Annotated in this window: 26 protein-coding genes; 6 read left to right on the forward strand and 20 right to left on the reverse strand. The window is 59.0% G+C overall.

Translation table 11 applies throughout. From position 1 onward, the window contains the following. Positions 1-32: 32 nt before the first annotated feature. The 11 genes from nepI to KIF87_RS20530 all read right to left on the reverse strand — a co-directional run bounded on the left by nepI (position 33) and on the right by KIF87_RS20530 (position 10,199). The gene (gene nepI, locus KIF87_RS20480) at positions 33-1,223 is read right to left on the reverse strand and encodes a purine ribonucleoside efflux pump NepI (RefSeq protein ID WP_213330417.1); all 1,191 of its coding nucleotides are present in this window, start codon (positions 1,221-1,223) and stop codon (positions 33-35) included. Between the two features lie 102 nt (positions 1,224-1,325). Beyond that, positions 1,326-1,778 carry a DUF1198 domain-containing protein gene (locus KIF87_RS20485; RefSeq protein ID WP_047646739.1) on the reverse strand — a complete coding sequence of 151 codons (453 nt, stop codon included), beginning with the start codon at positions 1,776-1,778 and terminating at the stop codon, positions 1,326-1,328. A 178-nt stretch (positions 1,779-1,956) separates the two neighbouring features. Continuing rightward, on the reverse strand, positions 1,957-3,348 hold the full coding sequence (uhpT, locus tag KIF87_RS20490; protein ID WP_213330419.1) for a hexose-6-phosphate:phosphate antiporter UhpT: 1,392 nt from the start codon (positions 3,346-3,348) through the stop codon (positions 1,957-1,959). A gap of 132 nt (positions 3,349-3,480) precedes the next feature. Then, a complete protein-coding gene (locus KIF87_RS20495) occupies positions 3,481-4,800 on the reverse strand; it encodes an MFS transporter (RefSeq protein WP_213330421.1) in 1,320 nt (439 codons plus the stop codon). Continuing rightward, entirely contained in the window at positions 4,793-6,298 is a 1,506-nt protein-coding gene (gene uhpB / locus KIF87_RS20500; RefSeq protein ID WP_213330423.1) for a signal transduction histidine-protein kinase/phosphatase UhpB, read from the reverse strand. Before uhpB ends, KIF87_RS20495 begins: the two co-directional genes overlap by 8 nt. Continuing rightward, complete coding sequence (gene uhpA, locus KIF87_RS20505; RefSeq protein ID WP_213330425.1) at positions 6,295-6,888, reverse strand: response regulator transcription factor UhpA; 594 nt, start codon at positions 6,886-6,888, stop codon at positions 6,295-6,297. The genes uhpB and uhpA overlap by 4 nt, the downstream gene beginning before the upstream one ends. Before the next feature lie 125 nt (positions 6,889-7,013). Next, entirely contained in the window at positions 7,014-7,301 is a 288-nt protein-coding gene (gene ilvN / locus KIF87_RS20510) for an acetolactate synthase small subunit (protein ID WP_015570113.1), read from the reverse strand. A gap of 3 nt (positions 7,302-7,304) precedes the next feature. Continuing rightward, positions 7,305-8,993 carry an acetolactate synthase large subunit gene (gene ilvB / locus KIF87_RS20515; RefSeq protein ID WP_213330427.1) on the reverse strand — a complete coding sequence of 563 codons (1,689 nt, stop codon included), beginning with the start codon at positions 8,991-8,993 and terminating at the stop codon, positions 7,305-7,307. Between the two features lie 229 nt (positions 8,994-9,222). Continuing rightward, on the reverse strand, positions 9,223-9,321 hold the full coding sequence (gene ivbL, locus KIF87_RS20520; RefSeq protein WP_057979964.1) for an ilvB operon leader peptide IvbL: 99 nt from the start codon (positions 9,319-9,321) through the stop codon (positions 9,223-9,225). 147 nt (positions 9,322-9,468) lie between these two features. Next, entirely contained in the window at positions 9,469-9,888 is a 420-nt protein-coding gene (locus tag KIF87_RS20525) for a helix-turn-helix domain-containing protein (protein ID WP_139156876.1), read from the reverse strand. Further along, complete coding sequence (locus KIF87_RS20530) at positions 9,885-10,199, reverse strand: type II toxin-antitoxin system HigB family toxin (protein ID WP_032662028.1); 315 nt, start codon at positions 10,197-10,199, stop codon at positions 9,885-9,887. The genes KIF87_RS20525 and KIF87_RS20530 overlap by 4 nt, the downstream gene beginning before the upstream one ends. A gap of 487 nt (positions 10,200-10,686) precedes the next feature. Between KIF87_RS20530 and tisB the strand changes: the two genes are divergently transcribed. The 4 genes from tisB (at position 10,687) to emrD (ending at position 13,543) form a co-directional block, all read left to right on the forward strand. Beyond that, entirely contained in the window at positions 10,687-10,776 is a 90-nt protein-coding gene (gene tisB / locus KIF87_RS20535) for a type I toxin-antitoxin system toxin TisB (RefSeq protein WP_023309830.1), read from the forward strand. Between the two features lie 64 nt (positions 10,777-10,840). Beyond that, positions 10,841-11,287, forward strand: a complete 447-nt coding sequence (locus KIF87_RS20540) for a GNAT family N-acetyltransferase (RefSeq protein ID WP_213330429.1) — start codon at positions 10,841-10,843, stop codon at positions 11,285-11,287. Positions 11,288-11,349: 62 nt separating this feature from the next. Next, positions 11,350-12,183 (forward strand): EamA family transporter, encoded by an 834-nt coding sequence (locus tag KIF87_RS20545; RefSeq protein ID WP_213330431.1) that lies wholly within the window; start codon positions 11,350-11,352, stop codon positions 12,181-12,183. 175 nt (positions 12,184-12,358) lie between these two features. After that, a complete protein-coding gene (emrD, locus tag KIF87_RS20550) occupies positions 12,359-13,543 on the forward strand; it encodes a multidrug efflux MFS transporter EmrD (RefSeq protein ID WP_032662106.1) in 1,185 nt (394 codons plus the stop codon). On the opposite strand, the gene KIF87_RS20555 is transcribed toward emrD, so the two are convergent. Beyond that, complete coding sequence (locus KIF87_RS20555) at positions 13,446-14,534, reverse strand: cellulase family glycosylhydrolase (RefSeq protein ID WP_213330433.1); 1,089 nt, start codon at positions 14,532-14,534, stop codon at positions 13,446-13,448. The genes emrD and KIF87_RS20555 overlap by 98 nt on opposite strands. 84 nt (positions 14,535-14,618) lie before the next feature. Further along, positions 14,619-15,545: a DNA-binding transcriptional regulator DsdC gene (gene dsdC / locus KIF87_RS20560; RefSeq protein WP_213330435.1), complete on the reverse strand. Its 927-nt coding sequence runs from the start codon at positions 15,543-15,545 to the stop codon at positions 14,619-14,621. 204 nt (positions 15,546-15,749) lie between these two features. Between dsdC and dsdX the strand changes: the two genes are divergently transcribed. Together dsdX and dsdA are read left to right on the forward strand one after the other, a co-directional pair. Further along, positions 15,750-17,087, forward strand: coding sequence for a D-serine transporter DsdX (gene dsdX, locus KIF87_RS20565; protein ID WP_213330437.1), 1,338 nt, complete (start codon positions 15,750-15,752; stop codon positions 17,085-17,087). Positions 17,088-17,104: 17 nt separating this feature from the next. After that, the gene (gene dsdA, locus KIF87_RS20570; RefSeq protein ID WP_213330439.1) at positions 17,105-18,391 is read left to right on the forward strand and encodes a D-serine ammonia-lyase; all 1,287 of its coding nucleotides are present in this window, start codon (positions 17,105-17,107) and stop codon (positions 18,389-18,391) included. A gap of 82 nt (positions 18,392-18,473) precedes the next feature. Here dsdA and KIF87_RS20575 read toward each other — a convergent pair whose 3' ends face one another. From KIF87_RS20575 to KIF87_RS20600, 7 genes are read right to left on the reverse strand one after another with little or no spacing between them, the layout of a single operon-like run. Further along, positions 18,474-18,821: a DUF202 domain-containing protein gene (locus KIF87_RS20575; protein WP_032662043.1), complete on the reverse strand. Its 348-nt coding sequence runs from the start codon at positions 18,819-18,821 to the stop codon at positions 18,474-18,476. Next, complete coding sequence (locus KIF87_RS20580; RefSeq protein ID WP_023309821.1) at positions 18,811-19,158, reverse strand: YidH family protein; 348 nt, start codon at positions 19,156-19,158, stop codon at positions 18,811-18,813. Before KIF87_RS20580 ends, KIF87_RS20575 begins: the two co-directional genes overlap by 11 nt. A 9-nt stretch (positions 19,159-19,167) precedes the next feature. Then, a complete protein-coding gene (locus KIF87_RS20585) occupies positions 19,168-19,338 on the reverse strand; it encodes a hypothetical protein (protein WP_213330441.1) in 171 nt (56 codons plus the stop codon). A 13-nt stretch (positions 19,339-19,351) separates the two neighbouring features. Then, positions 19,352-19,765 (reverse strand): DUF2931 family protein, encoded by a 414-nt coding sequence (locus KIF87_RS20590; protein WP_349628249.1) that lies wholly within the window; start codon positions 19,763-19,765, stop codon positions 19,352-19,354. Positions 19,766-19,769: 4 nt separating this feature from the next. Then, complete coding sequence (locus KIF87_RS23330; protein WP_249665990.1) at positions 19,770-20,018, reverse strand: DUF2931 family protein; 249 nt, start codon at positions 20,016-20,018, stop codon at positions 19,770-19,772. A gap of 9 nt (positions 20,019-20,027) precedes the next feature. Further along, positions 20,028-20,687: a DUF2931 family protein gene (locus tag KIF87_RS20595; RefSeq protein ID WP_213330443.1), complete on the reverse strand. Its 660-nt coding sequence runs from the start codon at positions 20,685-20,687 to the stop codon at positions 20,028-20,030. Positions 20,688-20,696: 9 nt separating this feature from the next. Further along, complete coding sequence (locus tag KIF87_RS20600) at positions 20,697-21,350, reverse strand: DUF2931 family protein (protein ID WP_213330445.1); 654 nt, start codon at positions 21,348-21,350, stop codon at positions 20,697-20,699. Between the last annotated feature and the right edge of the window lie 6 nt (positions 21,351-21,356).

The raw sequence follows: 21,356 nt of genomic DNA on the forward strand, positions 1-21,356 counted from the left end.
CAACCCTCTCCCACGGGAGAGGGAGAAAAGCACTACTTCGCCTTCACCTTCCCTGCCACCAGCAATGCCGTCAGCAGCATCAGCGTGCCGGAAATTACAAGCGGTGACGTCAGCCCCAGATGGTCGAGCGCCACGCCGCCAATGGCCGCACCGCAGGTGTTCGCCAGTTGGATCACCGCCACCTGAATCGACCCGGCTTTTTCCGCCTGATCGGCCAGCGTGCGGGTGATCCACGTCGACCAGCCCACCGGCACCAGCGCAAAGGCAAAGCCCCAGATAATCGCAATCGCCGACGCCACCCACTTGTCGCTGCCCCACAGCACCAGCACCGTGGCACTGACCGCCAGCACCAGCGGCGCGCCCGCCAGCGCGACCTTCAGGGAGCGTTTCAGGAACTGCGACGACAGCGAGGTGCCGACAAAGCTGGCGATACCGAAGCTCAGCAGCACCAGCGTCAGGCCGTCGACGTCAAAGCCCGCCATGGTCATAAACACCGGGCGGATGTAGGTGAAGAAGGCAAACTGCCCGGCAAAGGACATAAAGATGGCGGTCATCCCCGCCAGCACGCCGGGGCGCTTCAGCAGCGCGAACATGTTCTGTTTGTGGTGCGCCGCTTCGCCCGGCAGCGACGGCAGCGCTTTCCACACCCAAATGATGCAGAGCAGGCCCATCACCGCCGCAGCGTTGAAGACGTTACGCCAGCCGATAATCCCACCGAGGAAGCTGCCGAGCGGTGCGGCAATCACCAGCGCGATAGAGACCGCTCCGAAGATAACGGAAAGCGCTTTTGGCACCATACGCGCGGGCACCAGGCGCATGGTGAGCGAGGCCGACATCGCCCAGAAGCCGCCGAGCCCCAGCCCCAGACAGGCGCGACCGAGCAGCAGCAGGGTGAAGCTTTCCGCGAAGGAGACCAGCAGGCAGGAGAGCGTCAGCAGCACGCTGAACAGAATGACCACCTTGCGGCGGTCGATAGTGCCAATCACCTGAGTGATAAACAGGCTGGCGAACATCGCCACGAAGGCGGTCACGGTGACGGACTGCCCCGCCACGCCTTCGGAAATGCCCAGATCCTGCGCCATCGGCGTCAGCAGGCTCACCGGCAGAAACTCAACGGTAATCAGGCAGGCGACGCAGAACGCCACGGCGAAAACGGCCGACCAGTTGGGGCGTGAAACCTCTTTGGTCTGCGGTCTGGTCGTGGGCTGGATATGTTCTGTCATGGCGTCACCTGAAGATAAAAACGTGCGGAAAAGTCGCGCAGTTTATCATCAAAAGTGTGACGGATTTAACGATTTGACAACTTTTGTCGTTTTTACAGGGGATCAGTGCAGGTAAAACACGCCCTCTTCCGGCAGGAAGAGCTGGTTGTAGCGCAGCTGGAAGGCGTTAAGCTCCTGCGGATCGGGCTCCATCTCGCGCATAAAGCCAAGCGCCAGACGAATTTGCGCATCGGTAATGGGTGCCGCCAGGCGGGCTTTACGCAGCATGCGGTGCCAGGTATGCAGGTTCTCTTCGCTGCCGTCGACAATGCAGACCTGCCAGATGAGCAGCACCTGCGCCGCATTTTGCAAATGCGCCTCGTCCGGCCGCTCAAGGTAGCGGATAAACTCATTGCCCGACGTTTTACCAAACTGGTCGATCATCGACTCAACCGGCATCGGGGTGATCCCCAGCCGCTCGCTTAATCGTTTGATGGCGCGGCGGGAATCAGAGGTCAGGACGCGAAATCCCACCACAAACACCACGGCAAGCGTTGCCAGCATTATCCAGACCATGCGTTCTCCTTAGACTAGCCGCTCATCATAGCGGGAAACGCAGCGCCTCGACAGCGGGCGGCACCATAATAGTGTACTGAAAAGATGTTGAAGAATTCGGGGAGGAGGAATTAACGCCGTCGGCGAAAATGTAAAAAAGCCCGGCATCACACACCGGGCAAAGAAGTTACCTGCACACTCAGGCTGTTTTTAATTTCTGCGCGCGATTCTCACGGCGAATCTTACGTTCTTCCAGCACCGCGACCATCGCCATCAGGACGATACAGCCGATCGCTGCCGCATCCAGCGCCGCGAAGGTGCCCGCCCAGCCGGTGAGGCCGAAAATCGGCGTGCCGTCGGCGATCATCCCCAGACCCAGCTTGGCGAAGCTGTCGCCGATCAGGTAGGCGAAGGTGCCCTTAATCCCATCGGCGGCGCCGATCGCTTTTTTCGGGACGAAACCGACTGCCGCCACGCCGATCAGCAGCTGCGGGCCAAACACCAGGAAGCCGAGCGCGAACAGGGACGCCAGGTAAACGTACTGGTTGCTGGCGTGCTGATAGACGCCGAGCGTGGCGATAATCAGCGCCAGCGCGACGCAGGCCACCAGCGCACGACGGCCGTTGGCGAGGTCGGAGAGCCAGCCCCACAGCAGCGTGCCGACCAGCGCGCCCACTTCGAACAGGGTGAAGCCCTGAATCGCCACTTCTTTAGAGAGCTTCAGCTCCTGGAAGGCATACACGGTCGACCACTGGTCGATACCGATACGCACCACGTAGAGGAAGATGTTTGAGAAGCACAGCAGCCAGATCACCTTGTTTTTCAGCACGTACTCAACAAAGATCTGCCATTTGGTCATCTCGTTTTCTTCGGTCTCTTTGTCCTCTTCGCTGATCTCCTCGCCGAACAGCTCTTCGGCTTTGCCGAGGCCGTACGATTCCGGGGAGTCGCTGCCGTAGCGCAGGCCGATAAAGCCGACGATCAGGGCGATAATCGACGGGAAGATAAACATGCCGATCACGTGGCCGTCGAACAGAACGTTTGCACCGAACAGCGCTACGCCAGCCGCACCCGCCCCGCCGAGGTTGTGGGAGATATTCCACATGCCGAGGTACGAACCACGCTTGCGGCGCGGCGTCCATTTGGTGATGGTGGAGTAGCTGCACGACCCGCCGGTACTCTGGAAGAAGCCGCTCAGGGCATAGAAGGCGATCATCATGAACAGGCTGACGGAGCCCGCGCCCATGCTGGCGCTGAAGCCGAGCATACAGATGGCAGAGAGGATCAGCATAAACGGCAGGAACTGCTTGGTGTTTTTGCCGTCCGCGTAGTAGGAAACCAGCGTTTTCCCCACGCCGTAGGTGATGGAGAAGCCCAGGCCAATCATCCCCAGCTGCGTCATGCTCAGCCCGTAGGTTGAGATCATGTCGTTCTGCGCGATGTTAAAGTTTTTGCGGATCAGGTACATGGTCAGGTAGCCGATGAAGACCACCAGATAGGACTGCATGAACGGTTTGAACCACATCTTGCGCCGCACGTCGAGCGGCAGATCCAGGGTCGGCTTGCGCACCTGATTTAAGAAGGCCAGCATGACTGAGTTACTCCTGAGCTGATTTTTGCAGCATTGTAAAAATCAGCCGGGAGAGATGCCTGAGACAGCGTCCAGGTAAAACCGGGAAAATTTCCTAGTTTTGCGCCACTCGGGGCGAAAAGGTGAGGCGCATCACGCTTCGCTCACCTCGCGCGGCGCCTGCGCGTTCAAAAACGGCAGCAGCAGCAGAGCGGAGATCCCCGCCGCGATGGCAATCACCGCAAAGAAACCGCTCCAGTGCCAGACGTCGATCACCCGCGCCAGCGGCCAGCCGGAGAGCGATGCGCCGAGATAGGCAAACAGTCCGACAAAGCCCGTCGCCGCGCCTGCCGCCTCTTTGTGGGAACACTCCGCCGCCGCCATGCCGATCAGCATCTGCGGGCCAAACACGAAGAAGCCGGTGGTGAAGAAGCACGCCGCCTGCATCACGTAGCTGGCGAACGGCATCAGCCACAGCGAGCCGACGGAGAGCAAAATCCCGGCGGCAAAAATCAGGTTCATCGGACCGCGGTTGCCGTTGAACAGCTTGTCCGATCCCCAGCCCGCCACCAGCGCGCCGATAAACCCGCCCAGCTCGAACATCGTCACCGCCGAGTTGGCGGTCACCAGATCCACGCCGAGCGTCTCGGACATGTACAGGTTGCCCCAGTCGTTGATCGCCGCGCGCACCACGTAGACCAGCACGTAGCAGAGCGACAGCAGCCAGATGTACGGATTTTTCAGCACGTATTTGGTGAGGATCTCCCTGCGGGTCAGCCCCGCGCCTTCCTGCTGCTGGGCAATCTCCATCTCGTCGTGTCGCCAGTCGCCCACCGGCGGCAGGCCGACGGTTTGCGGCCTGTCGCGCAGGCGCCAGCAGAGGTACAGCCCGGCGACAATTGCGAGGCCACCGGCAATCATCATCCCCGCACGCCAGCCGTAGTGCAGCGCCGCGGCACCCACCACCATAGGGATCAGCGCCCCGCCGACGTTATGCGCGGTGTTCCAGATTGCCCACCAGCCGCCGCGCTCGTTGCGCGAGTACCAGGCGGTGAGCAGGCGGGCGCAGACCGGCGCGCCCCAGCCCTGGAAAAAGGCGTTCAGCGCCCACAGCAGGGCAAAGGCCCACAGCGAGGTGGAGAAACCAAACAGGATGTTCACCACCCCGGTGGCGATCAGCCCAACGCCCATGAAATAGCGCGCGTTGGAGCGGTCGCTGACGATGCCGGAGAAGAACTTCGACAGGCCGTAGGTGATGTAAAACAGCGTCGCCAGCAGGCCGATATCGGTGCGCGTCATCACGCCGCTGGCGAGGATTTCCGGCGCGGCGGCGTTGAAGCTTTTGCGGGTGAAGTAGAACAGCGCGTAGCCGAGCCAGATGGTCATCAGGATATGGCGACGCCAGTAGCGGTAGCGGGAGTCGATTTCCGCTTTGTCGCCTATCGGCGCGGCGCTGGCAGGGGTTTTAAACATGGTAACTCCGTAGCGGCAGGCTGACGCTGACGCGCGTCCCGTGGGTGCAGGAGATGTTCAGCGTGCCGCCGAGCGCCTTCACGCGCTCGCGCATGCCCGCCAGGCCAAAGCCCTGCTGGCTGGAGCCCGGCGGCAGGCCGCAGCCGTCGTCTTCAATCACCAGCATCAGGCGCTCGTCCTGCTGCCAGCCCTGGATCGTGACCGCGCTGGCGCTGGCGTGCTTGACGATATTGTTCAGCCCCTCCTGACAGACGCGGAACAGCGTCACGCGCTGGCCTTCGCTCAGCGCAGGCTCATTTATACGCCAGTCGAGATGGCTGATAATCCCGCGGCTTTCCAGCTCCATCTCGCGCATCAGGGAACGCACCGCCTGCTCAAGCGACAGGTCGTCAAGCTGGCGCGGGCGCAGCCGTCCTAACAGTCGGCGAACGGAGTCATAGACGCCCAGCGAAAGCTGTTCAATATGCGCCCCGCCCTGCTTCACGCCCGCGTTTTCCGCCGCCAGGCGCTGGACAATGCCCGCCTGGGTGCGGATAGCGGTGATGGTCTGGCCGATATCGTCGTGCAGCTCGCGGGCAACCTCCTGCCGCACGCTCTCTTCCGTCTCCAGCAGACGCTCCGCCAGACGACGGTTGCGCGCCAGCTCGGTTTGCAGGGACTGGTTCAGCTCGCGCAGGCGCTGTATGCCCGCGCCGAGCAACAGCCCGGTTAGGCTCTGGGCCAGCAGGGAAAGCAGCAGATCCACCGGATGATCGTGCCAGGTCTGGCTGGCAATCAGCGCAATGGCGTTCATCAGCGTGGCGATCAGCGCCCCCTGCCAGCCGTAGTGCCAGGCCAGGGCGATAATCGGCAGCGCAAGGCAAAATGGGGTAAAGCGTGAAAGCTCGGCGGGCAGGCCAAGCTGGAGCCACAGGCTCACCACAAACAGCAGCAAATACCAGATGAGGTGCCGGGCGCGCCAGTTCACCGGTTGGGAAACCAGCGCCGGGCCGAGCGGCTGCCAGACGGTGCTGGTGAGGTAGTGCCAGATCACGAGGCAGGTTGGTGCCAGCGTCAGGCCGCCGGTCAGGGTCAGCAGCAGGGCGTTGAGCATCTCCTTCTCGCCTACCCACGGAAGCGACTGCAGCAGCGCGGCGGCAATCAGCGCCGCCCCCTGGCGCAGCAGCGTGCGCCAGTCGCGCTGGTGGCGGTAGCGGGAAATGAGGGCAACCGGGAGAAGCGTGAGCAGGCTTCCGGTCATCAATAAGGGCAGGTGCGCGAGGGCGACTTCCTGCGCCAGCCAGACCAGCATCAGCCACTCTGCGCCGAGCAAAACCGGCCAGTAGGCGCGCGGACACTGGAGCATTAACCCCAGACGCAGGCCGAAGGGAAACAGCAGCACCGCCAGCTCGGGGCGTTCCACCAGGTGCAGGCTGATGCTCCACAGGCAAAACCAGGCGGCGGAGAAGATAAAAAAGCTGGCGACAACGGCGATCAGCCGCGAAAAGACGGGACTCATTGCCAGCTGTCGAACATGCGGCGCGCCAGCTCGACGTCGTTGCTGACGTTAAGTTTTTCCATCAGGTTGGCGCGGTGAACGTGTACGGTTTTCGGGGACAGATCCAGCTCGGCGGCAATCTCTTTTACCGACATCCCCTGCGCGAGTTTTTCCGCAACCTGACGCTCGCGTTTGGTGAGCGGATCCTGACGTCCGGCCGCCAGCTTGATGGCGATATCCGGCGTTAAATAGCAGCCGCCGGTGGAGACAGTACGCACCGCGGCGATCAGTTCGTCGGGGCTACAGCGTTTAGAGAGGAAGCCGCGCGCGCCCGCGTTGAGCGCCTGCTCGACCAGCGCCGGGCTGTCGTGGACCGACAGCATAATCGTCGCCATCCCTTTCGGCAGCTGGCTTAGCAGCTCCAGCCCGGAGAGATCCGGCATCGAGATGTCGCAGATACAGACCTGCACCCCGCGCCCCGGCAGGCCCGCCAGCGCCTCGCGGCCGGAACCAAACTCGGCCACGACCTGAAAATCCAGCTCGAGGTTCAGAAGCTGGGCAAAGCCGGAGCGGACGATAAGGTGGTCGTCGATGAGAGCGATGGTGGTCATGGGTTGATCCTGATGCGTGAACACGCCGGATGGCGGCGTAAACGCCTTATCCGGCCTACGTGTAAAGTCCTTGTAGGCCGGATAAGCGCAGCGCCATCCGGCAAAAGCCTCTTACCTTAAGTGATTTACTCGAAAAACACCGCAATTTTGTTAAACATGGTGGGATCGGACTGGTTGCGCGCCACTTTGGTGACGTCTTCCAGCTTGTCGATCTGCGCCATCATCTGCTCCAGACGCTGATCGTCGTTGACCAGTAGCCAGATGCGGCTGTGCTCGCTGCCCTGAATCGGCAAGCAGAGAATGCCTTCCACGTTAAACGCCCGGCGGGCAAAGAGCCCGCAGACGTGGGTCATGACGCCAGGGTGGTTGCGGACGGTGAGTTCCAGAATGACGTTATCACATTGTTTCTGCATGGCTTATTCCCCCACCATCTCAGTATTTGCCGCACCCGGCGGCACCATCGGATACACTTTTTGTTCAGGGTCGATACGCACGTGGATCAGCGCCGGGCCGGGCCGAGAAATCGCCGCCTGCAGCGCCGCGTGGGCGTCTTCTTCCGCGTTCAGATCGCAGGTATGCAGGCCAAAACCGGCGGCAATCTGCATAAAGTTAATCATCCCCGGATAGGTCGCCGCAAACACGCCCTGCTTGTAGAACAGGCTCTGCTGCTGGTGCACCAGCCCCAGCGCCTCGTTGTTCATCAGGATGATTTTCACGTCTAACTGGTTTTCGGCCGCGGTCGCCATTTCCTGAATGTTCATCATCAGGCTGCCGTCGCCGGAGAAGCAGATGACCTTGCGGTCCGGATTAGCCAGCGCCGCACCAACCGCCGCGGGCAGGCCGAAGCCCATGGTTCCCAGCCCGCCGGAGGTCAGCCACTGGCGCGGACGGTTCAGCGGGTAGGCCTGGGCGGTCCACATCTGGTGCTGGCCCACGTCGGTGGTGATAATCGCGCTGTCGTCCACGCAGGCGGCCACGGCGTTGATCAGCCCGTAGTGGCTCAGCGGGTCGCCTTCTGTTGGTATGGCCCCCGGGAACTCGCGCTGCAGATCGGCCACCAGCTGACGCCAGTCGGCGCGCTCGGTCGCGTCGGTTTGCGGGATCAGCTGCGCCAGTACCTCGGCCACGTCGCCCTGAATCGCCACGTGCGGCTGCTTGATTTTACCCAGCTCGGCGCGATCGATATCCACGTGAATGATCTTCGCGTTCGGGCAGAACTGCTCGGTTTTGCCAATCGCCCGGTCATCAAAACGCGCGCCCATAACAATCAGCAAATCAGCCTCTTGCAGGATGTAGTTGGTGCTGCGCGCGCCGTGCATGCCCAGCATGCCGAGAGAGAGCGGGTGCGCTTTCGGCAGCATGCCCAGCGCCATCAGGGTCATGGTGGTCGGCAGGTTGGCTTTTTCAGCAAACTGGCGGATTTCATCCGCAGCGTTAATCGCCCCGCCGCCCAGATAGAGTACCGGGCGTTTAGCGGCGTTGATCATGGCGGCGGCGTCGCGCACGCTCTCAGCGCTGAATTCCGGCGCGGGGGCACGCTCGCCCGGCTCGGGCAGTACGTCGATCTCGATCTCTGCGGTCTGGACATCCTTAGGAATGTCTATCCACACCGGGCCTGGGCGGCCGGACTGCGCAATGCGGAACGCATCGCTGATAACCTGAGGCAGTTCGCTGATATCGCGAACTAAATAGTTATGTTTGGTGATGGGGATAGAGATGCCGTAGGTGTCCACTTCCTGGAACGCATCGGTGCCGATCATGGAGGACGGTACCTGGCCGGTAATGCAGATCAGCGGAATGGAGTCGAGGCGCGCGTCGGCGATGGCGGTGACCAGGTTGGTCGCCCCCGGACCGCTGCAGGCCATGCAGACCGCCGGTTTGCCCTGGGTACGCGCCATGCCCTGAGCGATAAAGCCTGCCCCCTGCTCGTGGCGCGCCAGCACGTGGCGGATCTGCGTGCTTTGGCTTAACGCATCGTACAGCGGCAGCACCGTACCGCCCGGGATACCCGCAACGGTGGTGATGCCCTGCCGTTCCAGCAAATGAACGATCAGCTGCGCGCCGGTAAAACGCGTCTTGTTGGATGTTGTGCCCGAAATTGCCATGCTCCAGTCCTTTTCTTCTGGGCCGACGTTACGCGTCGTATTTCAGGTTGCAGATGCGTTGGCTGCGTTCACTCACCCCAGTCACGTACCTGTGTACGCTCCCGGGGATTCGCTCACTTGCCGCCTTCCTGCAACCCGAACTACTTAGCGTATCCGGGAGGGGTCCTAAACGAAAAACCCCGCCCGGTTTGCGCCGGCGGGGTTTTGGATTCGTGTGTTGATCCAGTCCCTACGGCGCATTGCCGACGACCACCACCACACGCACGACGACCACTGCGGCTGGTTGCGCAGTTTTTAGTAGGGTCGAAGTGAAGATGGATGAAGTCATTGGGGACCTGTGTTTGGAATCATTGATTGAATTTATACAAACACAGGTTTTCGGGCGTGACAATGGAAATATTTTCATCTGCGCAAAAATGCGTCAGGGATCACGTTTCGTTTGTTGGGTGATAACTCTCAAAAAGTCGGTTTTTACTCACTCAATAAACAGAGCAGGTGATACCCCAAATCTGGCCGCCAGCTTTTTAATATGGTTCAGAGTAAGCTGCCTCTGGCCATTCAGAACCCGTGAAACCATCGATTTACTGCCAATTTCATCCTGAAAATCCGATATCGTCAGGTTGTACTGATCCATCAAAGTTCTTAAAACCGCAATACCGACGGGAACGGACTCCATCTCCTTGCGTAATGCGACTATCTCTGGCCGATTGGCTTCGTAACGGCTAATCCTGGCGCACACAATATCCAACAAGGGGCTATCGGGCTCGTTCATAAGAAGATACTCAACCAGCTCTAGCGCATCCTTATAATCTTTCTCGCTCGGCTGTTCACCCAGTAAAGGCACGGCCGCAACAAGGGCATGCGTAGCTTTCATTGCATCAGCGACGATCATCATTTCTTCCCCTTAGTGCGATGTTTCTCCGTAAAACGGTCATATTCCTTATGAGTAAAAACATGTCGCACATAAAACTTTTGGCTTTCAAAGAATATGAGAGCCACTACTCTAAGATTGTTGTTTGCAATATCAATAACATAATGCTTATCCAGATACTTAAAGTTATCCAGCGTCGGAAACAGTTTCTTCAGCGCAGCAGGTGTCGGGCAATGGCTCTTTTCGATGGTGCGACCCAAAAAAAGGAGTTCTTCCTTGTGCTGCGGAAACTGGGTTACCGCATCCAAAATAGCTTTCATAGAGATTAAATGCATACTGCATGCCTGCCGCGTCCGTTGCCATTATGGCAATGATGACACGCATTGCCAATAAGTCAACGGGCATCTTTTTATGGGCAGACCAGAAAACAAAAAACCCCGCCTAAGCGAGGTTTTTATCAGGGTTTTGCGGTTGGTTGCCGCAGAACACACTGTGTTACGTCAACGCAAAAAGTATACGCGATCGAAGACGAACGCGCAATTCCGGCACGGATTTTGACGTTTTTGAGTATGGATCGCCTTCCTGATTTTGTCCAAAAAATACTGTTCATACATACAGTATTTATCTATACTGAGGGTGTTCGCAGTGAGCGAGGGGGCCGCAGTTCTACCGGCGCAACGAAGTCCTGGCTGAAACGGGTGGTGCCGTCAGTGCCTTAACCCCCTGAAGTGAGCACACTGTGTTACGTCAATCCAGGTGCTGGCAACAGGCGGCGGAAAGGTACGCCAGCATCGTGCTCCTTTTAACCAAAAGGAGACGCGTATGAGCGTAGTGGATATGGTGATACTTATCCTCAAACTCATTGTTGCAGTACTGCAACTGCTTGATGCTGTCCTGAAATTCCTTCGGTAATTCAGGTTCAAGTCGCACCTGAGAGGGGCGGGCAACCGCCCCTCTTTAATAACGAGGGAATGCTATGTCGCGTCTGTTAATTGAGCCTGTCACACCGGATGAGCCGGGGTATATCGCCCTGAAGGCGGAAAGTATCGCATTGAATTTCAACATGCTGCGCAGGCTAGAGGAGAACTGGCAGCGCGGTGAGAACCGCTTTAACGCGCCGGGTGAAAAGCTGCTGGGTGCGTTTCTCAACGGCAAGCTGGTGGGCGTATGTGGTCTGAATCGCGATCCGTTCAGCCTGCAGCCGCGCGCCGGGCGCATTCGCCATCTCTACGTCAGCGAGAAGTGCCGCGGGCAGGGCATTGGCAAACAGCTTTTGACCGTGGTCATGGCCGATGCCAGCATCTGGTTTGATTTCCTGAATACCCACGCGCCGGACAGTGCCTGCGGGTTTTATCATCAAGCGGGTTTTACGCTGGTCTCAGACGAACCGCGGGTGACGCACCGCCTTTTTTGTGCGGTGTAACCGGCTGGCAGCATCAGGATGTGAATGTTACAGTTGAGTGACAATTCATCACCCGATACGCCATGACCATCACCGTATTCTGCATTTTGCTCTTCGCCGCGCTGCTGCATGCTAGCTGGAACGCCATCGTCAAAGCCGGAACGGACAAGCTCTATTCCGCCATAAGCGTCAGCGGCTCCGCCACGGTTATCGCTCTGGTCTTACTGCCGTTTTCCCCTCAGCCATCTGCAGAAAGCTGGCCGTTTTTGATCGTCTCCTGCGCCTTACAGGTGGTGTACACCGTGCTGGTAGCGAAGACCTATCAGGTCTCTGACATGAGCCAGACCTACCCGCTAATGCGCGGCACCGCCCCGCTGCTGGTGGCGCTGATCAGCGTACTGGCGCTCGGCGATCGTCTCTCCTGGCTCGCCTGGTCCGGTATCGGGGTAATCTGCCTGTCGATTCTCATTATGGCGATGCATGGCCGAATGCAGTCACGCAAAGGGATCTGGCTCGCGCTGCTGAACGCCTGTTTTATTGCCGGGTACACGCTGGTGGACGGCACCGGCGTGCGGTTATCGGAAACCGCGCTGGGCTATACGCTGTGGACCTTCTTTATGAACGGCTTCTGCCTGCTGAGCTGGGCGATGGTGGCGCGTCGGCGCGAGGCGTCCGGCTACCTGCGCCTGCACTGGAAAAAGGGGTTACTCGGCGGCGTTGGCACCATGGGCTCTTACGGCCTGGCGCTTTGGGCAATGACGCAGGCACCGCTGGCGGTGGTCGCGGCGCTGCGTGAAACCTCCATACTCTTTGGGGCACTGATCGCGTTTGTCCTTTTAAAAGAGAAGGTTGCGGGTCTGCGCATCGCCGCAGCGCTGGGAATTGCCGGCGGTGCCATTCTGCTTCGTCTGGCATAAATCACTGGCAACATTAGTTGCCGTTCTTGTTTACAAATCCTGCCTTTCCCGGTTTTTTCATTCACCACGACAATGCTTAAATTGTCATCTCACTGTGGTAGATTCCTCGCGCATTTATGGGAATGCGTAGTCACTTATTCTTCATTTTTCTCTTTTGGCAAAAGTATTCAGCGACATGAAAAAACAAAGGAACGTTAACTTATTGTTGATGCTGGTGTTACTGGTGGCCGTCGGTCAGATGGCGCAAACCATCTACATTCCGGCGATTGCCGACATGGCAAAGGAATTGAACGTCCGCGAGGGCGCGGTGCAGAGCGTAATGGCAGCCTACCTGCTGACCTATGGCGTTTCGCAGCTCTTCTACGGCCCGCTGTCCGACCGCGTCGGGCGTCGCCCGGTGATCCTGGTGGGCATGAGCATTTTCATGGTGGCGACGGTAATTGCCATAACCACCCACAGCCTGACCGTACTGATTGCCGCCAGCGCCCTGCAGGGCGTCGGGACAGGTGTCGGCGGGGTGATGGCGCGTACCTTACCGCGCGATATGTATCAGGGCACCCAGCTCCGTCATGCCAACAGCCTGTTGAATATGGGTATTCTGGTCAGCCCGCTGCTGGCCCCGCTGATCGGCGGCCTGCTGGACACGATGTGGTCCTGGCGCGCCTGCTACGCCTTCCTGCTGGTGCTGTGCATCATTGTCACCTTCAGCATGGCGCGCTGGATGCCGGAAACGCGCCCGCAGGACGCGCCGCGCACGAAGCTCATCACCAGCTATAAGACGCTTTTCGGTAACGGCTCGTTTACCTGCTATCTGCTGATGCTGATCGGCGGCCTGGCGGGCATTGCGGTGTTCGAAGCCTGCTCCGGCGTGCTGCTGGGCGCAGGGCTGGGCCTGAGCAGCATGGTGGTGAGTATTCTGTTTATTCTGCCGATCCCGGCGGCGTTCTTCGGCGCGTGGTTTGCCGGACGCCCGAACAAACGCTTCTCAACCCTGATGTGGCAGTCGGTGATCAGCTGTCTGCTGGCGGGTCTGATGATGTGGATCCCGGGGCTGTTTGACGTGATGTCGGTCTGGACGCTGCTCATCCCAGCTGCGCTGTTCTTCTTTGGTGCGGGAATGCTGTTCCCGCTGGCGACCAGCGGCGCGATGGAGCCGTTCCCGTTCCTCGCAGGCACGGCTGGCGCGCTGGTGGGCGGTTTGCAGAATATCGGTTCCGGCGCGCTGGCCTGGCTCTCCGCCATGATGCCGCAGACCGGGCAGGCTAGTTTGGGCCTGCTGATGACGCTGATGGGGCTGCTAATTTTACTGTGCTGGCTGCCGCTGGCGTCGCGTGTCCCGCATCACGAGCAGCCGGTTTAACCGCATGATGGCCCGGCTTCTCGCCGGGCTTTTCACAGACGGGCGCAATCATCGCCTGCAATAACGGCTCTGGCGCAGACCGCCAGGCCCCCTCTTCCCCGTCGTAAAACTGGAAATCCGCGTTAAGCGCATACGGGATTTTCGCCTTTTGCAGCTCGCAGGCCATAAAGGTGGTGAAGGCCAGCTGCGAAGCAGTTGGCGTGAGGTGGTTTGACTCCCCCACGCCCCAGCCCCCGACCCAGCTGACGTGCCCGGTTTTTTGCTGCCAGCGCAGCGCGGTATTGATGCGATTATGGATAGCCGCTTTCTCCGCCGCCGTACCGGACGTCCACGGGTATTTACCGCTATTTTTCAGCGGCCCCCACGGAAAAATATGCCACTCCGCCAGCAGGAAATTTTGACTGTGCGCAGGCAGCTTCAGGCTGGATAAATCCTCCGGCGCGGCACGCAGGCGTGGCGCAATAAAGATCATGCGCTGCGGGTCCATGTCGTGGATCGCTTTAATGGTTTTTTCATACACGCGGTTTAGCGACGCGAGGTTGTGGTTAAGCTTGTCGGCCGGCTCATAAATAAGATCAAAGCCCAGCAGCGGGTAGCTCTGACCGAAATAGTGCGCCACGGCAATCCACCAGTTGATCGTCTCTTTCTCGTTATCGGCTTTGGGATCGTTTTTATATTCATCAGCCTGATAAGCGACTATCGGGATCACGCCATACTGCTCGCAGGCCTCCACCAGCTTGCGCAGGTGGATCAGCCGCGCTTCCGTCGGCTCATCGGCCACGCGGATGCGCACGTGGGTAATGCCTTTTGCACGAAAATCGCGTACTACCAACGGGTCGAATTCGCGTATGCCGCGCTCGGTGCGCGCCCAGTCCACATCCATCCCGACGCCCAGCTGCTGCGCATAATGGGCAGCCGTCAGCGGCGGCTCAGCGGCAATCGCCCAGCCGGAAGAGATCAGTAATGCAGAGACAATAAAAGGCTTTAACACGGTTTACCCTGGATAAATCGAAAGCATTACCTGTATTTAGCACGCTTTTTCACATTTGGTGTAGAGCGAAAGCGTAATAATTCTTCAACCTGCCAGCTCTCTCAGCCAGCCGATGAAGGCGTCTATTTTCGGCCACTGACGGCCAGAGAGCGTCGAGATATAGTAGTGCTGATGACATTTCAGGGTCTTTTCACCGAACGGGGCGATCAGCTCGCCCCGCTCGAGCCGTTTCTGCACCAGCCGCTTTCTGCCCATCGCGACTCCTACGTGGTTCATGGCCGCAATAATCGCTAAATCGGAACGATCGAAACCAATGCCCGACGATGGCGGCATATTCATCGCAAAATGCTGCGCCCAGCTCAGCCACTCATCCGTACCGGAATCATTGCTCCAGGCCTGACGGTCGTGCAGCAGCGTGCAGTGGCTGAGGTTATCGGGGTTTTTCAGCAGTTCATGCTCGCGGGCATACTGCGGTGAGCAGACGGGCAAAATCTCCTCGTCCATCAGGAAGTGATGAGAGAGATGGTTTGGCGGCGTATCGTCGAAATAGAGCGCCAGATCGACGCCCGTTCGCTGCATATTAACGTAATCATTGCCGGTCAGGATGGTGAGTGAAATCGAGGGGTAGCGGCGGGTAAAGTCCCCCAGCATGGGCACCAGCCAGCACTGGGCAATCGACGGGCGGGAGTAGACCGTCAGCGTGCCGGAGAGCGCCTGGTTTTTGATGTCCAGGATCTCCTGATTCAGGGTGTCGAGGGACGATTTCAGCGTCCAGTAAACGCGCTTTCCCTCCTGCGTCAGCTCGACTTTCCGGTGCGAGCGGACGAACAGCTGAATGCCCAGCTCCTCTTCCAGCAGGTTGATACGGTGACTCACCGCGCTGGGGCTGAGCGACAGCTCCTCCGCCGCCAGGGCGAAGGACTCATGCCGGGCGGCGACTTCAAAGGTGTACATTTTCGACAGCTGCCAGCCGTTTAACAGCCGGTTTCTGGCTTCATTTGCATCGGTCATCACAATTCTCGCGCGTGGTTTCTTCGCTCAGCATACCGCTCAAGGGTGAATTTATGTGAACCTAATACGAATTAAGTGCGCTTTTTAGAGCGCAGTCACTCAGTTGATCCAATCTGGCTCACCTGAACGCCAATTTATATCGTTTGTCAGCCCACGCCGTTTTTTCGTCCAATACCCACAGATGACATAAGGGTGAGGTGAGATATGGGATCTCAGGTCTGGGTTGTGGCAACGCTGCTGGTCAGCATTGTGTTGATTGTTTTAACCATCGTAAAACTGAAGTTTCACCCGTTCCTCGCGCTGCTGCTGGCGAGCTTTTTCGTCGGCGCGATGATGGGGATGAGCCCGCTGGATATGGTGAACGCCATCGAGAGCGGAATTGGCGGTACGCTGGGCTTCCTGGCGGCGGTGATTGGTCTGGGCACCATTCTCGGCAAAATGATGGAAGTCTCCGGCGCGGCCGAGCGCATCGGGATTACGCTGCAGCGCTGCCGCTGGCTGTCGGCGGACGTGATTATGGTGCTGGTGGGCCTTATCTGTGGCATTACGCTGTTCGTGGAAGTGGGCGTGGTACTGCTGATCCCGCTGGCGTTTTCCATCGCCAAAAAGACCCACACGTCGCTGCTCAAGCTGGCCATTCCGCTCTGTACCGCGCTGATGGCGGTACACTGCGTGGTGCCGCCGCATCCTGCGGCCCTGTTTGTGACCAATAAATTAGGTGCGGACGTCGGAACGGTCATTGTTTATGGTTTGATGGTAGGCCTGATGGCCTCGCTGGTCGGCGGCCCGCTGTTCCTGAAACTGCTTGGCAATCGTCTGCCGTTTAAACCGGTTCCGGCGGAATTTTCAGACCTGAAGGTGCGTGAAGAGCACACCCTGCCGTCGCTGGGCGCCACGCTGTTCACGGTGCTGCTGCCGATTGCCCTGATGCTGGTGAAAACCATTGCCGAGCTGAATATGGCAAGAGAAGGCACGCTGTATACGCTGCTGGAGTTTATCGGCAACCCGATCACCGCCATGTTTATCGCCGTGTTTGTCGCCTACTACCTGCTGGGGATCCGCCAGCATATGGGCATGGGCACGATGCTGACGCACACCGAGCACGGCTTCGGCTCTATCGCCAACATTTTGCTGATTATCGGTGCGGGCGGCGCGTTTAACGCCATCCTGAAAACCAGCGGGCTGGCGGACACGCTGGCGCATATTCTCTCGAACCTGCACATGCACCCTATCCTGCTCGCCTGGCTGGTGGCGCTGGTGCTGCATGCCGCTGTAGGCTCCGCGACGGTAGCGATGATGGGCGCCACGGCGATAGTCGCGCCGATGCTGCCGCTCTACCCGAACGTGAGCCCGGAGATCATCACCATTGCCATCGGTTCCGGCGCTATTGGCTGCACGATCGTCACCGATTCCCTCTTCTGGCTGGTGAAGCAATACTGCGGCGCGACCCTGAATGAGACCTTCAAATACTATACGACGGCGACGTTTATCGCCTCGGTGCTTGCACTTGGCGGCACATTCCTGCTTTCCTTCATTATCTGAGCGCGAAGAGACGTATTATGGAAAACGCAACTATCACTACTTTAACCGCACAGTTTCCTCTGGTTGAGGATCTGATAGCCCTGAAAGAAACTACCTGGCTTAACCCGCGCACCACGACGCTTGCAGAAGGGTTGCCGTATGTCGGTCTGACCAAAGCCGACGTGGACGACGCGCACGCGCGGCTCAACCGCTTCGCGCCGTACCTGGCGAAAGCCTTCCCGGAAACGACGGCAACGGGCGGGATTATCGAATCCGAACTGGTCGCGATCCCGGCGATGCAGACGCGGCTGGAGAAAGAATCTGCGAAGTCCATTCCCGGCACCCTGCTGCTGAAAAAAGACAGCCATCTGCCGATCTCCGGCTCGATTAAAGCGCGCGGCGGCATCTATGAGGTGCTGACCCACGCGGAGAAACTGGCGCTGGAAGCCGGGTTGCTGAGCCTCGAAGACGACTACAGTATTCTGCTGGAACCGCGCTTTAAGGACTTTTTCAGCCAGTACAGCATTGCGGTAGGCTCAACCGGCAACCTCGGGATGTCTATCGGCATCATGAGCGCCCGCATCGGCTTTAAGGTCACCGTGCATATGTCTGCCGATGCACGCGAGTGGAAGAAAGCCAAACTGCGCAGCCACGGCGTCATCGTCGTGGAATATGAGCAGGATTACGGCGTGGCGGTAGAGCAGGGACGAAAAGCGGCGGAAAGCGATCCGAACTGCTTCTTCATCGACGATGAAAACTCCCGCACCCTGTTCCTGGGCTATGCCGTTGCAGGCGAGCGCCTGAAGGCGCAGTTTGCCGAACAGGGCCGCGTGGTGGATGCCGATCATCCCCTGTACGTCTACCTGCCGTGCGGCGTCGGCGGCGGCCCCGGCGGCGTGGCGTTTGGCCTGAAGCTGGCCTTTGGCGATAACGTCCACTGCTTCTTCGCGGAGCCTACGCACTCCCCGTGCATGCTGCTGGGCGTTTACACCGGCCTGCACGATGAGATTGCAGTGCAGGATCTGGGCATTGATAACGTCACGGCGGCGGACGGTCTGGCGGTAGGACGCGCCTCCGGCTTCGTGGGCCGCGCGATGGAGCGACTGCTCGACGGGTTCTATACGCTTTCCGATCAGAGCATGTACGACATGCTCGGCTGGCTGGCGCAGGAGGAAGGGATCCGCCTGGAGCCGTCGGCGCTGGCGGGGATGGCCGGGCCGGTGCGCGTTCATTCGCATACCAACGTTACCCACCTGGTGTGGGCGACCGGCGGCGGGATGGTGCCGGAAGACGAGATGGCGAAGTATCTGGCGAAAGGGAAGTAATTATACCGGGTGGCGGCTGCGCCTTACCCGGCCTACGGTTCGCGGCAGTTGTAGGCCCGGTAAGGCGTAGCCGCCCTCGGGCTTACAGGCTCACAATTTGCTGAATGTGGGTTACGGCAAACAGCAGCGACAGCGAGAGAACAGCCAGCGCGATCAGGAACTTATCCCGCACCGCTTTCGGCTGGACAAAGTCGTTCTGCGCCACGTCCATCAGGTTACGGCTGCGGGTATAGCGCCATAAAATGATAGCCACCAGCGCCAGTACAACCAGCGAAACCCAGAATGGCACCCCCGTGCGGTGCCAGTTGTGCTTAATCGCCAGGGCAATCAGCGCGCCATACCCCAGCAGCGTGCGCAGCCAGGCGAGTGACGTCCGCTCCGGCTGCAGGCCGGGGTCCGCTTCGCGCCGCGCTTTGCGGCTATCCGCCATAGAACACCAGCACCATTACCACGCCCGCCACCGTCAGCAGAATCGTGCTGATGATCAGCAGCCCGCGCGTATAGGGCAGATCCTGCTTCAGACGCATCGCCTTCTCATTACGCAGCCAGCGCAGATAGCCGTAAATCGCCAGCACGCCCGCGAACAGGCACAGCAGCAGCGCTAGCACTTCACGGATCAGCGGCGTAGCGAAATCAGGCGCGAGCTGATCGAGACCGACCCCTGCGGCAAGAAAGCCCAGCGCGGTGCGGATCCACGCTAAAAAAGTACGTTCATTAGCCAGAGAGAAGCGGTAGTCCGGCGCTTCGCCGAGGCGGGAAATTTTCATTGGTACTCCTCACAACGTCTGCTTCTTCTGTTCCCCGTACATCGCACGGCCGGTGTAATTATCGAGCACAACAGACAAGACGGTGGGCAGAATGTTACTTTGCTCAGCATAGCGCGGCGAGTCGATCTGGTTAAGTATTTCGAATGGACCTTTGCAGGAGTCCCAGAACGTAGCGCCCATTTATCTGTTTCCGTCACCACTGTCCGTACGGGTAGGTTTTGCCTTTGATAAACTCTTTTGTCTCCCGATCATATCCGTCAGGCACGGCATAACTGAAATTAATGCGAGGTGGAACATATTTACAGGCATCCAGTTTTTCACCGGACAGCGTGGTGAGCCGCTGCGGCTCTACCGGCAGGTTCTCGCCAATCCCGCTGTTCTGCAGCCAGACTCGCACCCTGCCTTCCGGGGCCAGGCCTATCAGCAGCGTGTCATACCACGTGGTGCCGTATGAGTCCTGGCCTGTAGGAGCCAGCATTCTGGTCCTGAGCGAGGCCGGAAAGACTATCCGGGTTTCATAGGTCTTCTTGTCGATGACCGAATCCCAGCAGAACAGCATCATCACGGGCGGGTGACGCGCCTTGTTAAACTGGGCATGTCGCCGCACCTCGTTATTCCATGCCCCCACAGTAATAGCGCTGTCCTGCACGGAGTCCAGCGTCCGGAAGGTATACCCCCCCCTTCTCATCAATAACCAGCGCCTGGGTGACCTCGGCATACAGCGCTTTCGGGGTGAAGAAAGCGAAGTCCCATTTCCCGTAAGGCATCCGGCCCGTCTCTTCGGGGGTTGCTGGCTCACCTGAATGGCAGCCGGACAGCAGGAAGAGGCTGGCCAGTACGGCGGTGAATCTCCTTTTCATTGGTTTTCCTTACCACTGTCCGTACGGGTAGGTTTTGTTTTTGATAAACTCCACCGTATCTTCTGTATACCTGTAACCATGCGAAAATTGTGTTACTCCCTTGCAGGCATCCAGTTTTTCGCCGGACAGCGTGGTGAGCCGCTGCGGCTCTACCGGCAGATTATCATTCCCGCCACGGCTGTTCTGCAGCCAGACACGCACCCTGCCTTCCGGAGCCAGGCCAATCAGCAGCGTGTTATACCAGGCGGTAGCGCCGGCTGTAGTCTTACCGGTCGGGATCAGCATTCTGGTCCTGAGCGACGCCGGAAAAACTATCCGGGTCTCATAGGTCTTCTTGTCGATGACCGAATCCCAGCAGAACAGCATCATCACGGGCGGGTGACGCGCCTGATTAAACTGGGCGTTCCGTCGCACCCGGTTACTCCATGTTCCCACGGTAACGCCACTTGGCTGCACTGCATCCAGCGTCCGGAAGGTATACACCACCCCCTTCTCATCAATTATCAGCGCCTGCGTGACGTCGGCATACAGCGCTTTCGGGGTGAAGAAAGCGAAGTCCCATTTTCCGTAAGGCATTCCGCCGGTCTCTTCGGGAGTCGCTGTCCCTCCGGTATGGCAGCCGGACAGCAGGAAGAGGCTGGCCAGTACGGCGGTGAATCTCCTTTTCATTGGTTTTCCTTACCACTGTCCGTACGGGTAGGTTTTGTCTTTGATAAACTCCACCGTATCTTCTGTATACCTGTAACCATGCGAAAACTGTGTTACTCCCTTGCAGGCATCCAGTTTTTCACCGGACAGCGTGGTGAGCCGCTGCGGCTCTACCGGCAGGTTCTCGCCAATCCCGCTGTTCTGCAGCCAGACTCGCACCCTGCCTTCCGGGGCCAGGCCTATCAGCAGCGTGTCATACCACGTGGTGCCGTATGAGTCCTGGCCTGTAGGAGCCAGCATTCTGGTCCTGAGCGACGCCGGAAAAACTATCCGGGTCTCATAGGTTTTTTTGTCGATGACCGAATCCCAGCAGAACAGCATCATCACGGGCGGGTGACGCGCCTGATTAAACTGGGCGTTCCGTCGCACCCGGTTACTCCATGTTCCCACGGTAACGGCACTGTCCTGCACGGAGTCCAGCGTCCGGAAGGTATACACCACCCCTTTTTCATCAATAACCAGCGCCTGGGTGACCTCGGCATACAGCGCTTTCGGGGTGAAGAAAGCGAAGTCCCATTTCCCGTAAGGCATTCCGCTGGTCTCTTCGGGGGTTGCTGTCCCTCCGGTATGGCAGCCGGACAGCAGGAAGAGGCTGGCCAGTACGGCGGTGAATCTCCTTTTCATTGGTTT

This window comes from Enterobacter sp. 120016 (assembly GCF_018383635.1).
Taxonomy (GTDB): domain Bacteria; phylum Pseudomonadota; class Gammaproteobacteria; order Enterobacterales; family Enterobacteriaceae; genus Enterobacter; species Enterobacter asburiae_D.